Annotated in this window: 16 protein-coding genes; 2 read left to right on the top strand and 14 right to left on the bottom strand. The window is 62.9% G+C overall.

What is annotated here, in order from left to right; all coding sequences use genetic code 11:
* Positions 1-3: 3 nt before the first annotated feature.
* From J2X67_RS01175 to J2X67_RS01160, 4 genes are all read right to left on the bottom strand, one after another.
* The gene (locus J2X67_RS01175) at positions 4-2,256 is read right to left on the bottom strand and encodes a polysaccharide biosynthesis tyrosine autokinase (RefSeq protein WP_309949742.1); all 2,253 of its coding nucleotides are present in this window, start codon (positions 2,254-2,256) and stop codon (positions 4-6) included.
* Positions 2,253-2,708 (bottom strand): low molecular weight protein-tyrosine-phosphatase, encoded by a 456-nt coding sequence (locus J2X67_RS01170; RefSeq protein ID WP_309949741.1) that lies wholly within the window; start codon positions 2,706-2,708, stop codon positions 2,253-2,255. The genes J2X67_RS01175 and J2X67_RS01170 overlap by 4 nt, the downstream gene beginning before the upstream one ends.
* Positions 2,705-3,868: a polysaccharide biosynthesis/export family protein gene (locus J2X67_RS01165; protein WP_309949740.1), complete on the bottom strand. Its 1,164-nt coding sequence runs from the start codon at positions 3,866-3,868 to the stop codon at positions 2,705-2,707. The genes J2X67_RS01170 and J2X67_RS01165 overlap by 4 nt, the downstream gene beginning before the upstream one ends.
* 384 nt (positions 3,869-4,252) lie before the next feature.
* Positions 4,253-4,942 carry a phosphatase PAP2 family protein gene (locus J2X67_RS01160; protein WP_309949739.1) on the bottom strand — a complete coding sequence of 230 codons (690 nt, stop codon included), beginning with the start codon at positions 4,940-4,942 and terminating at the stop codon, positions 4,253-4,255.
* Positions 4,943-5,130: 188 nt separating this feature from the next.
* Between J2X67_RS01160 and mscL the strand changes: the two genes are divergently transcribed.
* Entirely contained in the window at positions 5,131-5,565 is a 435-nt protein-coding gene (mscL, locus tag J2X67_RS01155; protein WP_309949738.1) for a large conductance mechanosensitive channel protein MscL, read from the top strand.
* Here mscL and pdxA read toward each other — a convergent pair.
* Genes pdxA through J2X67_RS01140 form a run of 3 tightly spaced genes read right to left on the bottom strand, consistent with a single transcriptional unit; the run spans position 5,562 to position 8,739 of the window.
* Positions 5,562-6,629: a 4-hydroxythreonine-4-phosphate dehydrogenase PdxA gene (gene pdxA, locus J2X67_RS01150; RefSeq protein ID WP_309949737.1), complete on the bottom strand. Its 1,068-nt coding sequence runs from the start codon at positions 6,627-6,629 to the stop codon at positions 5,562-5,564. The genes mscL and pdxA overlap by 4 nt on opposite strands.
* The gene (locus tag J2X67_RS01145) at positions 6,626-7,399 is read right to left on the bottom strand and encodes a Nif3-like dinuclear metal center hexameric protein (RefSeq protein WP_309949736.1); all 774 of its coding nucleotides are present in this window, start codon (positions 7,397-7,399) and stop codon (positions 6,626-6,628) included. The genes pdxA and J2X67_RS01145 overlap by 4 nt, the downstream gene beginning before the upstream one ends.
* Positions 7,396-8,739 (bottom strand): MFS transporter, encoded by a 1,344-nt coding sequence (locus tag J2X67_RS01140; RefSeq protein WP_309949734.1) that lies wholly within the window; start codon positions 8,737-8,739, stop codon positions 7,396-7,398. Before J2X67_RS01140 ends, J2X67_RS01145 begins: the two co-directional genes overlap by 4 nt.
* A 286-nt stretch (positions 8,740-9,025) precedes the next feature.
* Between J2X67_RS01140 and J2X67_RS01135 the strand changes: the two genes are divergently transcribed.
* Entirely contained in the window at positions 9,026-10,186 is a 1,161-nt protein-coding gene (locus tag J2X67_RS01135; protein ID WP_309949733.1) for a trypsin-like peptidase domain-containing protein, read from the top strand.
* 35 nt (positions 10,187-10,221) lie between these two features.
* Here J2X67_RS01135 and tatC read toward each other — a convergent pair whose 3' ends face one another.
* The 7 genes from tatC to hisI form a co-directional block, all read right to left on the bottom strand.
* Positions 10,222-11,037, bottom strand: coding sequence for a twin-arginine translocase subunit TatC (gene tatC / locus J2X67_RS01130; RefSeq protein ID WP_309949732.1), 816 nt, complete (start codon positions 11,035-11,037; stop codon positions 10,222-10,224).
* A gap of 75 nt (positions 11,038-11,112) precedes the next feature.
* Positions 11,113-11,571, bottom strand: coding sequence for a Sec-independent protein translocase protein TatB (gene tatB, locus J2X67_RS01125; RefSeq protein WP_157612541.1), 459 nt, complete (start codon positions 11,569-11,571; stop codon positions 11,113-11,115).
* Positions 11,572-11,584: 13 nt separating this feature from the next.
* Positions 11,585-11,833: a Sec-independent protein translocase subunit TatA gene (gene tatA / locus J2X67_RS01120; RefSeq protein WP_157612539.1), complete on the bottom strand. Its 249-nt coding sequence runs from the start codon at positions 11,831-11,833 to the stop codon at positions 11,585-11,587.
* 62 nt (positions 11,834-11,895) lie between these two features.
* Positions 11,896-12,255, bottom strand: coding sequence for a histidine triad nucleotide-binding protein (locus J2X67_RS01115; protein WP_281149347.1), 360 nt, complete (start codon positions 12,253-12,255; stop codon positions 11,896-11,898).
* Positions 12,245-12,634, bottom strand: coding sequence for a hypothetical protein (locus tag J2X67_RS01110; protein ID WP_309949730.1), 390 nt, complete (start codon positions 12,632-12,634; stop codon positions 12,245-12,247). The genes J2X67_RS01115 and J2X67_RS01110 overlap by 11 nt, the downstream gene beginning before the upstream one ends.
* Before the next feature lie 13 nt (positions 12,635-12,647).
* Positions 12,648-13,028: a phosphoribosyl-ATP diphosphatase gene (locus J2X67_RS01105; protein ID WP_309949728.1), complete on the bottom strand. Its 381-nt coding sequence runs from the start codon at positions 13,026-13,028 to the stop codon at positions 12,648-12,650.
* Positions 13,025-13,423: a phosphoribosyl-AMP cyclohydrolase gene (hisI, locus tag J2X67_RS01100; RefSeq protein WP_309950812.1), complete on the bottom strand. Its 399-nt coding sequence runs from the start codon at positions 13,421-13,423 to the stop codon at positions 13,025-13,027. The genes J2X67_RS01105 and hisI overlap by 4 nt, the downstream gene beginning before the upstream one ends.
* Positions 13,424-13,432 lie beyond the last annotated feature (9 nt).

Raw genomic sequence — 13,432 nt, 5'->3', positions numbered from 1 at the left:
TGCCTAGGTGGTATCCCTGTTGTTTTTGTATTTATAGTGTATGTAACGGTAACCGCCGTATTTATAACTACTGCTGCCGGCGTGGCGGCGCGATAAGTCCATAGCATTCAAAATAACGCCATTGGCCGCACAGCCCGCATGCGCCAGTCTTCTGACGCTCTCGTTCAATTCGCCGAGCTGGGTTTTCTCCGCACGGGCGACGAGCAGCAGCGAGCCGGCGAGCGGCGCTACTGAAGAGGTGTCTGCAGCCACCAGCACGGGCGCCGTGTCGATGATTACCAAGTCGTAGCCTGGCGACAGTTTTTCCAAAAGATGCGAAAAAGAGTCGCTCAGAAGCAATTCAGCCGGGTTTGGCGGAAGCACACCGGTTGTTATGACGTCAAGATTCGGCAGGACCGACGGGCGAATGGCTTTTTCAGGGCTCAATGTGCCGGCAATCAGTTCGGACAGCCCGGAAGATCGGGACATTGAGAAGAATTGATTAACCCGCCCCTTGCGCAAATCGGCATCGACCAGGAGAACCTTCTTGCCCGATGCCGCGGTAATTGCCGCGAAATTGACCGAAACAAAAGTCTTCCCGACCCCGGGGGTCGCGCCGGAGATGAGCAGGCGGTTGTTGGGCGCTTCCAGCATGGCGAACTGCAGGGCGGTTCGCAGGCTGCGCAGGCTCTCGACCGCGGGATCTTCCGAATGCTGCAGCGCAAGGATATGCAGGCCCGGCGCCTTGTTCTCGATGCTCTTGTCGATCATTCGCTGGGCGCCGCTCAGCGGGATGCTGCTGTAGACGTTGAGCCCCGTGTGCATTTCGATCTCGCTCGGGTTGCGAATGCCGCCAAAGAACGAGTTCCTGGCAATGGCGGCGGCCACGCCGGCCATCAACCCCACGAGCAGCGCCAGCGCAAGAATCAGCGGCCGCTTGGGCCAGACGGGCTCTTCCGGAACGATGGCGTCGTCCAGCAGCCGCACGTTGCCGACCTTGCCCTCCTTGGCGAGCCGCATCTGCAGCGAACTGTTGAGAAGCGATACATAGAGGTCGGTGTTGACCTTGATGTCGCGTTGCATCTGAACGGTGTTCTGCTGAAGCAGCGGCATCTTGCGGATCCGCGAATCGACCGAAGCAATTTCGCCCTTCCACGCGGCAATCTGCGTGTCCAGCGTCTGGATGCTCGGATGCTTGTCGGTAAAGCGTGCCGAGAGTTCACGCCGCTTCTGCTGGGCCTCGAGCAGTTTCGATTGAAGGTCGACCGTCTGCGTCAGGGCGTTTTTCGCCTCGTCGTCGAGACTGACGGTGCCGTTCTCGTTCCGGTAGCGGTTGTAGAGGTCTTCCGATTGCTCGAGTTGCTTCTTGAACTGCGGCAGCGCGGTGTCGAGAAAGCCCAAGGTCTTTTCTGCCTCGGCAGCCTTGCGCTCGATGTTCTGGCGAACATACAGGCGGCCAATTTCATTGAGGAGCTGCGTCAGCTTTTCAGGACTCGGATGCTTCCAGCTGACGTCGATCACGCCCGACTGCTTGCCCTTCTCGACAACCTTGAGTCCGTCCTGCAACGACAGCAGCGTCAGTTGCTTCGAAAACCTGACCAGTTGGAACTGCGCGCCCGGTTTGGCGCTGATGGAGCTCACCAGGAGCCGCAAGTTGCCGCCCGGAAGATTGGCGACCAGGGGGGTTCCCACTGTGCCCTTGAGCGGGGTTTCGATGCCGGGGTGAGCCAGTTCGTAACGGTTGTCGGCCTGCACAGTCAGCGAAAACTGTTGCTCTTCAAGATCGGCCGGCACGTCGAACTGGGGGACGACGATCTTCTCGGTTCCGGTCACGTAGCCCGAGAACCCCATGAAGCCGGGGTTCGAAAGCTCGGTTGCGCGGCGCGAAAGCCAACTTCCAACCACGGGCGCATAGCGAGGTTGCGCGCTGATGTAGAGCTTGGTGTTTTCCACCGCCTGCGCCAGGATCGCGCGCGACTTGATGATTTCGATTTCGCCCGCTGCGGGCGTCTTCACGCTCAGCAGCGAAGAGGCGGCATCACCGAGGAAACTGCCCGCAGAGTTGCCTGAGTCTTCCACCTGCACTGCCACGTTGGCCTCATACATGGGCTTTCCGAAAAAGGCATAGGCAAAGCCAAGGAACAACGTCGCCGCGGTAACGATGGCAATGAGCCAGCGGTTGTCTACGAGGATGTCCAGGTACTCGACGAGATTGAATCCTTCGCCCTCTTCTTCCAGCGCTGGCATCGGCAGGGCGGCTTGCTGGGGTGCGTTCATGTCGGTTGCTGCTCGGGTTTTGTAATTTTCAGAATGCGATCGATCCAGGTCCTGGCGCCCACGTCGATGAGGGCCAGTGCATGTTCGAAAGCGGCCTCGTCCTGCCGGTAGGGGTCGGGCACGTCCTGCTTGGCGGCTTCGGCAATGCGAAAGACCTTGCCGCGCACAAAGGGGTAGGCCGCTTCGAGGTAACGGCGCTGCTCCATGTCCATCACGAGGATCAGGTCGGCCTGCCGGCACAGCAGTTGGCTCACCTGTTGCGCCACGTGGGCCGAGATGTCGATGCCGCGCTGGTGCATGAGCCTTTGCGCGGTGGTGTCGGCTGGCTTGCCGACGAGCGCGCCCGTACCCGCCGACACCACGCGAAGATGCGGTAAACCGGCGGCGAGGATGCCCTCGGCCATCGGGCTTCGGCAGATGTTGCCGATGCAGACTGTCAGGATGGATTTCATCTGTGGCGGCTCCAGACCTCGTCGCCCGCATTGATGACTTGTGCCGCCGGCAGGATCAGGCTGGCCAGGCGGTTCCAGGTCACGAGCGGTACGGAATCGATGTAGACCACGTCGCGTGGCTGGAGCGGAAAGCGCTCGGCCAGCGCCAGGGCGGCAGGGTTCTTTGCGTTCAGGTGAAAGATCGCCGGCAAGCCTCTCGCGTTGTTGCGAATGACGTAGACCTGCCCGGTGTTGGCCGAGGCCAAATTGGGCCCGCCCGCCTCGCCGAGCGCCTCGTTCAGGCTGAGCCGTCCGTTGTGCATGAGCAGCGCCGAGGGGCGGGAGATTTCGCCCATGACGAACACCTTGCTCTCGTCGCGGTTCCGCACCTGGATCACGTCGCCGTTGCGCAGCGGGATCTGGCTCGCGTCGGCGCCCGCATCCTGGAGATTCGTCAGGTTGATGAGCGTGGACTTGCCACCGCGCTGCAGCGTGACGAATGAACGGTCGCCGTTTGCAGTGATGCCGCCGGCACGGCTGATGGCTTCGGCCAGCGTCATGGGCACGTCGGTAAAGATCTGCAGCCCGGGGGTTCGCACCTCGCCCTCGACAAAGGCGCGGCGGCTTCTGAAGGACTGGATACGCACGGTCACCTGCGGATCCTTGATGTAGACCGCAATGCGCTTTGCGATGAGATCGGAAGCCTCGATCTCGGTCAGCCCCTGGAGCTTGACCCGGCCAATGTAGGGAAAGGTGATCTGCCCGTCGGCACCGACGATGAAGCCGGGCGCGACGCTGATGCCTGTGGGGTCGGCCTGCTGCGTGATCACTGCGCCCGCGTTGGGGAGCAGCTCCGGGTGGTCGTAGACGATCACGCCCACCACGTCGCCAGGTCCGATGGTGTAGACCGGAGCCTCGCCGAAAAGCGCCTTCACCTCGGAAGGCACCGCGGTGGGCTGCGTCTGGGCCATCGCGCGGATGAGTGCAGGCGAAATCGAGGTAATTACCCCGTCTGGTGCGCCGTCGGCTGGCAGGTACTGAAATTCCGGCGGCAGGCTCTGGTCGGCCTCGTAGGCCGACACAGAACTGAAGCCGGGTGCGCAACCCTGCAGCAATAACGCGCCGATTAGGGCAAAACCCCACACTGACGGGTGCACGTAGCGTGTCAAATTGATCCCCATTGCACAAATTGGTTTTTCGACATTCCGTGATTCATATGCAAGGCCCGAGCCCAATACGCATTTGGGCTCGACCTTTTTGTCACGGTTCGTGAAAGCGGGCCTTCGCTTTGTCGTCAGGCGCGCCGACCGAATTGTCGCTGCCCGCGCATCACCCGTTTTCCGTTGAATAGACGAAAAAAATGTGTCTATCTGTGGAATATCCCGAGGCCGCGCAGGGGAATTTTCGACCGCAATGCCGAAGGGCCGTTTTTCATTGGGAAATGAAAACCTTCGGTGGACATGCAAAGCCGCCGCGTGCGGCTTGCAAATGTGAACTATCAATTAACCCGTTGATGGGATCAATTGTGGCGTTCAAGCGACAATTGACTCATATCGGGAGAGCTCCTAAAAGGTTTGCTCTTTTGTAAGCACCTGTGAATTGCTGCCGGGCGCACGCCCCGGCGCGCGGTTGTGCAGGAGATCGCCGCGCCTGTATGGGCGCTCGATGCCGGCCATCCAGGCGGCAAGGGATTCGAGAGCGTACTGAGTGGGTGCGGGCCGCCCCACGATGACGAAAAACAACAACGGCACCACGACCCCTGCTGCCAGCCAGCGAGGCGTTCGCAATGACACGATGGCCAGCCTGTCGCGCTGCAACCAGAGAAAGCTTGCGCTCACAACCGTGCCGAGCACAACGCCTGTTACCACTTCCGCGGTGGAATGCACTTCAAGCGCCAGGCGCGACACTCCCACCGCCACGCCCCACGCCCATCCCGCAATGGCTGCCGCAATGCGCAAGAATGGTGCAAATCGCAGCGCCGCAAGCCAAAAGACCACCGTCCACACGCTCGTTGCCAATGCGGTGTGTCCGCTAAAGCCCGTGAAATCGAAACGGGCGCTGCCGATTCCCCAGCCAAGAAATGCCAGCTTGGACAACATGACCGCAAGACCGCATCCCCCAAACAGGAGCGTCCAATGCACCGCAGCAGCACGCGTGCTGCGGTCGACCGCCAACCAAATTGCAATCCACAATGCGGCGGGCAATAGAAAGCCGCTGTCACCCAATCCGGTGACCATTAACCAGAAACTATTCATCGATTGAAATGGAATTGCGCCTTCTCGGTACGGGGCTGGCGATTGATTCGTTATTATTAAAGCCGCCTGGCCAACGTGGAACTCTTTCGGACTACAGCCATGTGTCGATCCAGTTCTAGGCGGGCGGATTATTCCACAGGCATACTCGCGGCATCTTCAACACCCGTGCGGCCCAGCACATCAAAATCATGAGCATCCTCAGTGAATTCAAGGAATTTGCCGTCAAGGGCAATGTCATCGATCTGGCGGTGGGCGTGATCATCGGCGCAGCCTTCGGGAAGATCGTCGACTCGCTCGTGGCAGACATCATCATGCCGGTGGTCGGACTGGTGTTCGGCAAGCTCGATTTCTCCAATCTGTACCTCGTGCTGGGTTCCGTACCGGCGGGCGTGGCGAACAACCTGGCCGACCTGAAGAAGGCCGGCGTGCCGGTGCTGGCCTATGGCAACTTCATCACCATTGCGGTCAACTTCATCATCCTGGCGTTCATCATCTTCATGATGGTCAAGCAGATCAACAAGTTGCGCAAGGTTCATGCCGATGCGCCCGCTGCGCCGGTCGCGCCGCCCGAAGACATTGCATTGCTGCGCGAGATTCGCGACAGCCTGAAGAACCGTCCTTAAGCGCCTGCCAGCGTCCTGGCCATGCGCAGCGCCTCGACGAGGCTGGACGCGTCGGCGGTGCCTGTGCCCGCGATGTCGAACGCGGTGCCGTGATCGGGGCTGGTGCGCACCAGCGGCAGGCCCAGCGTCACGTTCACGCCCTTCTCCACGCCCAGGTACTTGACGGGGATCAACCCCTGGTCGTGGTACATCGCCACCACCACATCGAATTCGCCGCTTCCAGGCACGCCCGCCTTGGCACGGGCGCGCATGAAGACGGTGTCGGGCGCATGCGGGCCGCTGGCGTCGATGCCCTCGGCACGAGCCGCTGCAATGGCGGGGGCAATGATGTCGCGCTCTTCTGAACCGAAGAGGCCGCCCTCGCCCGCATGCGGATTGAGGCCCGCCACGCCGATGCGCGGCGCCCGCCCGAGCATGCGGTGCAAGGCCCGGTGCGTGATGCGGAGGGTCTCGAGCACATTGCCGAAACTCACCGCTGTGATGGCGTCGCGCAGCGACATGTGAATGCTGACGAGCACGGTGCGCAAGTCTTCGTTGGCCAGCATCATGCGCACCGGCATGCCGTCGACGGCCACGCCTGCGTGCGCGGCAGCCTCGGCCTGCAGCAACTCGGTATGTCCGGGATAAGGAAAGCCCGCCGCGGCCAGCGCTTCCTTGTGCAGCGGGGCCGTCACGATGGCGGCAATGTCGCCCCGCAATGCGGCGCGCGCAGCCCACACCACGCAGTCGCCCGCCACGCGCCCGGCTTCTGCACTGATGTGGCCGGGCACGATGTTTTCCGGCGGCTCAGCCACTTGCAGCACGGGAATGCACCCGGGGGGCGCTTCAGCGGCCTCGGCGGCGTGCTCGATTTCGGCCACCGGCCACGCCGGCTGCCCGGGCTGCGCAAGGGCCCGTGAGGCGCGGCGCATGGTGGCCACGTCGCCGGCCACGAAGGTGCCGCGGGTGGCATCAGGCGCCTGGCGAAAGGCCTTGACGATGATTTCCGGACCGATACCCGCAGGGTCCCCGAGCGTGATCGCTACAGGCGCTCCGGCAGCGGTGATGGGAGCCTTGCCGGTCATGCGGGATTGTCGATGTCGATGAACTCGTGCTTCAGCCCAAGCTGGGCCGCCACGTGGGCCGCTACTGCCGGTGCGCCGTAGCGTTCGGTGGCATGGTGCCCGCAGGCCAGAAAGGCAACACCCATCTCGCGTGCATAGTGGGCCTGTGGTTCGGAGATCTCGCCGGTGATGAACGCATCGGCCCCGGCGGCAATGGCGGCCTCGAAGTAGCCTTGGGCTCCGCCGGTGCACCACGCGATGTTCTTGATGGCTTTGTGGGCGGTATCGACCAGCGTGACGGGCCGCGCGAGAACCTTTTCGGCGTGGGCTGCAAGCTCCTTGGCGCTGGCAAAGCTCTCGCCGTTTTCGCGCGCACCCAGAAAGCCGAGTTCCTGTTCGCCAAAGCGCCCGGCAGAACCCGCATGCGCAAGCAGGCCGAGCTGCAAGCCGAGCTGGGCGTTGTTGCCAAGCTCTGGGTGGGCATCGAGCGGGAGGTGATATGCGAACAGATTGACGTCATCGCCGAGCAAGAGGCTCAGGCGCTGCTTCATCCAGCCGGTAACGCAGGCGTCCTGGCCGCGCCAGAACAGGCCGTGGTGAACGAAGATGGCGTCGGCCTCGGCATGGATGGCGGCTTCTATCAGCGCGCGGCTGGCGGTCACGCCGGAGACGATTTTTCGCACCACGGTGCGGCCCTCGACCTGCAGGCCGTTCGGTCCGTAGTCCTTGAAGCGGGAAGGCGCAAGAAGAAGGTCGAAGGCGTGCAGCAGTTCGTGGCGGGTGGTGCTCATCGCGACATTGTCGCGCTCCCGCTGCCGTTTCGCATGGCATGGCCGCGTGCCGCCAGTGGCCACAGGGCCAGCACAAAGCCCAAGGCTGCCAGCACGGCAACGTAATGCGCTGGCGCCATGGTGTCGTGCTGGAGCCAGACAGTCAGGATGACGGGCGTCAGCCCGCCGAACACGGCATAAGACATGTTGTAGGCAAACGAAAGGCCGGTAAAGCGCACCGGCGCCGGGAACGCGCGCACCCCGGCAATCGGCACCGTGGCGATGGTGCCCACGAACAAGCCCACCAGGCCGTAGTGCCAGAACAGCGTGGCCGGCGTACCTGGCAGCCCGGTGTAGAACAGGTACGCAGTCGCGAACAATCCGCCCCAGCCAATGAGCATGACGGCGCGCGTGCCGATGCGGTCGCTGGCCCAGCCGACCAGCACGCAGCCGATGGTCAGCGTCAGCGTGGCAAGCGCGTTGGCTTCCAGTGCCAGCGCAGCCGGAATGTGGTGCACCTTCTGCAGGTAGGTGGGCGTGTACAGCACCACAACCACGATGGCGGCCGACAACACCCAGGTGAGCAGGCCCACGTAGATGCTCGCCGCGCGATGCTCGCGCAGCACCGTGCGAAGCGGCAGTTCGCGCGCAACGGTCTTGCGGTCGGCCAGTTCCTTGAAGACCGGTGTCTCGTGCAGGAACCGGCGCAGGTACACCGAGACCAGGCCGAACACGCCGCCCAGCACGAAGGGAATGCGCCAGGCGAAGTCGCTCACCTCCGCCGGCAGGTAGTAGCGGTTGATGCCCACGGCCACGAGCGATCCAAGCAGGATGCCGCCCGTAATGCCCGAGGTCAGCGTGCCAATGCCGAAGCCATAGCGTTGCGCCGGCACGTGCTCGCCAACGAACACCCACGCGCCGGGCATTTCGCCGCCAATGGCCGCACCCTGCAACACACGCATGGCAAGCAGCAACAACGGTGCGGCAATGCCGATGCTGGCGTAGGTGGGCAACAGGCCGATCACCAGCGTGGGCGCAGCCATCAGAAAGATCGACAGCGTGAACATGCGCTTGCGTCCGAGCAGGTCGCCGAAGTGCGCAATGACGATGCCGCCTACCGGCCGGGCCAGGTAGCCGGCGGCAAAAATGCCGAACGTCTGCAACTGCCGCAGCCAGTCGGGCATGTCCGCCGGAAAGAAAAGCGCGCCCAGAACGGTGGCAAAGAAAACGTAGATGACGAAGTCGTAGAACTCCAGCGTTCCGCCAAGAGCGGACAAGGCAAGGGTCTTGTAGTCGCGGGAGTCGAGCGTGCGGGCCGGAAGCGGCCGGGCGCCGTCCGAAGAAATGGCTTGAGAGGTCATGGCTGGCAGGAAAGTCGTTGCCGCACGCAGGACCGCCAAGGGATTGAAAGCGGAAAAGGCAGCGCGCCGGCGAAACACCTGGCCGCGTGCGCCGGATGGGCGTGGCGGAAGGCCGGAGTCCGGAGCCGTGTGGGCTCGCTTCGCGATGCTAAGGGTTATCCCGTATTGGCGCCCGGAGCCCTGGCCAATCTCGACCGCGCGGTGCGGTTTTCCGGTGACCGGGGGTTGAGGGACAATCGATCCATAGCGCCGCACCGGACGGCGTGCTTACCCGTTAACCAATTCCATGAAACGCACCTGGCTGCTCTTTGCCCAAGCCGTGACCGTCCTCCTGGCGGCCTATTTTGTCGTTGCAACGCTCAAGCCTGAGTGGATCAACCGGCGCTCCACTTCGCTCGGCGGCGTGGTTTCGATAGTCGAGACCCCGGCGGGCGCGCCCGCGGTAGCGCCCGCCGGCAGCCTGAGCGCGGCTGCCAAGAAGGCGTCTCCGGCGGTGGTGAGCATCAACACCAGCAAGGCAGCGCAGCGCCATCCGCGCAGCAACGATCCCTGGTTCCGGTTTTTCTTCGGCGACCAGGGCGACCAGCCCCAGGTTGGCCTCGGCAGCGGCGTGATCGTGAGCTCGGAGGGCTACATCCTCACCAACAACCACGTGGTCGAAGGCGCCGACGAGATCGAGATCACGCTCAACGACAGCCGCCACACACGCGCCAAGGTGATCGGCACCGACCCGGACACCGACCTTGCCGTGCTCAAGATCGAAATGGACAAGCTGCCCGCCATCGTGCTGGGCAACTCGGACGACCTGCAGGTGGGCGACCAGGTGCTTGCCATCGGCAACCCGTTCGGCGTGGGCCAGACGGTGACCAGCGGCATTGTCTCGGCGCTTGGGCGCAATCAGCTCGGCATCAACAACTTCGAGAACTTCATCCAGACCGATGCGGCCATCAACCCGGGCAATTCGGGCGGCGCGCTGATCGACGTCAACGGCAACCTGCAAGGCGTCAACACCGCCATCTACTCGCGCTCCGGCGGCAGCATGGGCATCGGCTTCGCCATTCCGGTCTCCATGGCCAAGATCGTGCTCGAAGGCATCGTGAAGGAAGGCCAGGTGCGCCGCGGCTGGATCGGCGTCGAGCCGAACGAGCTTTCGCCCGAACTGGCCGAGACCTTCGGCGTGAAGGCAGATACCGGCGTCATCATCACCGGCGTGCTTCAGAACGGCCCCGCAGCCAAGGCCGGCATCCGCCCGGGCGACGTGATCACCTCGGTCGGCGAAAAGAAGACCGACAACGTGCAGGCCCTGCTGACGGCCGTGGCCGGCCTGAAGCCGGGCAGCACCGCTCGCTTTGCGCTGCAGCGCGGCACCGACAAGATGGAACTGGACGTGACGCCGGGCCTCAGGCCCAAGAGCCCCGTCCGGCAGGTGCCGAACCAGCCCGAATAACCGGGCAAGCGGGAGCCGGGCAGCAGCCGATCAGATCAGGAAGACGCCGATGAATCGGCGCTTTCTTCCTCTTCGGACGGCTTCTTGGTGCCGTTTGCGAAGTAGCGCGCGCCGATGATGCCGACTTCGTAGAGCAGGCACATCGGCACCGCCAGCGCGAGTTGCGACACAACGTCGGGCGGCGTGAGCACCGCGGCAATGACGAAGGCCACGACGATGAAGTAGCCGCGGAAAGAGCGCAGCTTTTCGATGGTGACCATTTCGAACTTCACCAGCAGCATCACGACGATCGGCACCTGGAACGCCACGCCGAATGCGATGTAGAGCGACAGGATGGCCTCCACGTACGACGAGATGTCAGGCGTGGCATTCACGCTCGGCGGCGTGAATTTCTGGATGAAGCCGAACATCTTGTCGAGCACGAAGAACTGCACGAACGCAATGCCGACATAGGCCAGCAGGCTGCCGAACAAGATCAGCGGTAGCGCGAATTTCTTTTCATGGCTATAGAGCCCCGGCGCCACGAACATCCAGATTTGGTACATGAGCCAGGGCAGCGCCAGCAGCACGGCCGTCATGCCCAGCACCTTCAGCGGCACGAAGAAGGGCGAGAACACGCCCACCGCGATGAGCTTGGCGCCCGGCGGCATGTGGGCCTGGATCGGCATGGCAATGAGGTCGATCAGTCCGCCCGGGCCCGGCCAGATGGCCAGCAGCACGCCCGCGGCCACCAGGCCGTAGACGCAATACAGCAGCCGGTCGCGCAGTTCGACCAGGTGTTGCACGAACGGCTGTTCGGTGCCCGCCAATTCGTCTTCTGCGTCTTTGTTCTTGTTGTCGGAGTCGGCCATTGGAAGGAAAGGGAGCAGGAGAAAGCGTGGCTTCGGCCGGCGTGCGGCGCGCGAGGAACGCGGTTGGAAAAGCCGCTAGTTGATCTTGTGGGGGCGGAAACGGGCAACGCGAGCGGCACCCGAGAGCGCCTTGGTGCGAACGCCGTTGCGGGCCTTGTACCACTGCGGCGTAGCGCCCTGCTTCAGGCGCCAGTTCTTGCGCGGGTGCCTGTATTCGGGCACCGAGGGCTCGGGTTCGGCCAGAGCCGAAAGGGTTTCGCCCGAGCCGGAGAACTGCTTTTCGAGGTCGCTCGCACCGGTATGGATGCTGTGCTCGACGTCGCGCGCCGCATCCTCCACGGTGGTCTTCATCTTGCGCAGTTCTTCGAGTTCCATCGAGCGATTGACCTCGGCCTTGACGTCGTTCACGTAACGCTGCGCCTTGCCCAGCAAGGTGCCGACGGTACGCGCTACCCGAGGCAGTTTTTCAGGCCCGATGACGATCAGGGCGACAACGCCGATGAGCGCCAGCTTCTCAATACCGAGGTCGAGCACTTAGGACCCGCGCTCAGGACTTCTGACGCGCTTCGACGTCGATTGCCGACTTGTCGCTGTTGGCCGGCTGGCCGGTCACCTGGGCAGCGGGGGCCGACGAAGCGGCGGGCGCATCGGAGGAGCCGCCTTCCTTCATGCCGTCCTTGAAGCCCTTGACGGCGCCGCCGAGATCGGAACCCATGTTCCGCAGCTTCTTGGTGCCGAAGATCATGACCACGACGAGCAGCACGATCAGCCAGTGCCAGATTGAAAATGAACCCATGGAAGACTCCTAAGAATGTGTCCGATTTTAGTCGGGCTAAATGTGACAGTTTGGCCTAATGTTCAGCCGCGAAGCCATGGGCGGGGACCGCCCATGACATGGACATGGAGATGGTGAACCTCCTGCCCGCCCTCGGTGCCGGTGTTGATGACAACGCGCCAGCCGCCCTCCGGATAGGGCCTGCAGCCTTGCTCCAGCGCCAGCTTGGGAGCGAGCGTCATGATCTTTCCCATCAGCGCTGCGTCGTCAGGCGTGAGCTGTGCCATGGAGGCGATGTGCTTCTTGGGCACCAGCATGAAATGCACCGGCGCCCAGGGCGCGATATCGTGAAAACCGAACAGTTCGTCGTCTTCGTAGACCTTGCGCGAGGGGATCTTGCCTTCGATGATTTTGCAGAAGACGCAGTTCGGATCAGATGACATCTTTGGGTTCCATGGGACGGCCGTCGTTCATGCGGATCATGCCTTTCACGATCCGGTACAGAAACCACAGCGAAATCAGGCTCCAGGCGATCCAGCCGGGCACCAGAAACAGCAGCCAGAGCCACGACGTGACCACGTAAAGCAAGCCGGCCCACACCACCGACCGGATGCGCCAGCTGAAATGAGAAGCCTGCCAGGTGCCCGCCGCGTTGTCGCGCTTGACGAAGTCGATCACCAGCGCCACCAGCAAGAGCGCCACCGAAGCCTGCGCTCCGGGCAGGACAGCGCAAATGGCCACGATCAGGTGCAGGATATAGCTGACCCAGCCCCAGGTCTTGAGGGAGTCGTCGGGTTCCACGTTCACGATGTCGTTGGCCATTGGAGATGTCCTTTCAATCGTTGGATGCCTCGCGGGCCTGCGCCTTGCGCAGGGCTTTTTCCTCGATGCCGCTGGTGCCCTCGCGGCGCTCGAGCTCCGCAATGACCTCGGCGGGCGAAGAGCCGTAGTGCGCCAGCGCCACCATGGTGTGGAACCACAAATCGGCCACTTCGTTCACTATTTTTGTGCGGTCGCCGCCGTGGTCGGCGTCCTTGGCCGCCATGACCACCTCGGTGGCTTCCTCGCCGATCTTCTTGAGAAAAGCGTCCGGGCCTTTGTGCAGCAGGCGCGCCACGTAGCTTTTTTCGGGGTCGCCGCCATGGGCCGGCAAACGGCTTTCGATGACTGCGGCAAGGCGCGCAAGAGCGTCGGAGGTGTTCACTGTGGCCGTCATTTGTAGATCGACTCCGGGTCTTTCAAGACCGGCTCGACGGCGGTCCATTGGCCGCTCTCGTATTTGCTGAAGAAGCAGCTGTGGCGTCCGGTGTGGCATGCAATGCCGGGCTCGTGGCCGAGTTGCGTGACCTTTAGCAGGACCACGTCGTTGTCGCAGTCGAGACGGATCTCGTGCACCGTTTGCACGTGGCCCGATTCCTCGCCCTTGAACCAGAGCTTGTTGCGCGAGCGGCTGAAATACACGGCGCGCCCGAGCTCGGCGGTCTTTTCGAGCGCCTCGCGGTTCATCCAGGCGAACATCAGCACGTCGTTGCTGCCCTGCTCCTGTGCGATCACGGGCACCAGGCCGTTCGCGTCCCACTTCACTTCGTCAAGCCAATTCATGGAAGCTATTGTCCCACC

Source organism: Variovorax sp. 3319, assembly GCF_031456585.1.
GTDB lineage: Bacteria > Pseudomonadota > Gammaproteobacteria > Burkholderiales > Burkholderiaceae_C > Variovorax > Variovorax paradoxus_P.
Note: the sequence above shows the minus strand (reverse complement) of the source record. Positions and strands in the feature narration are given on the sequence as shown.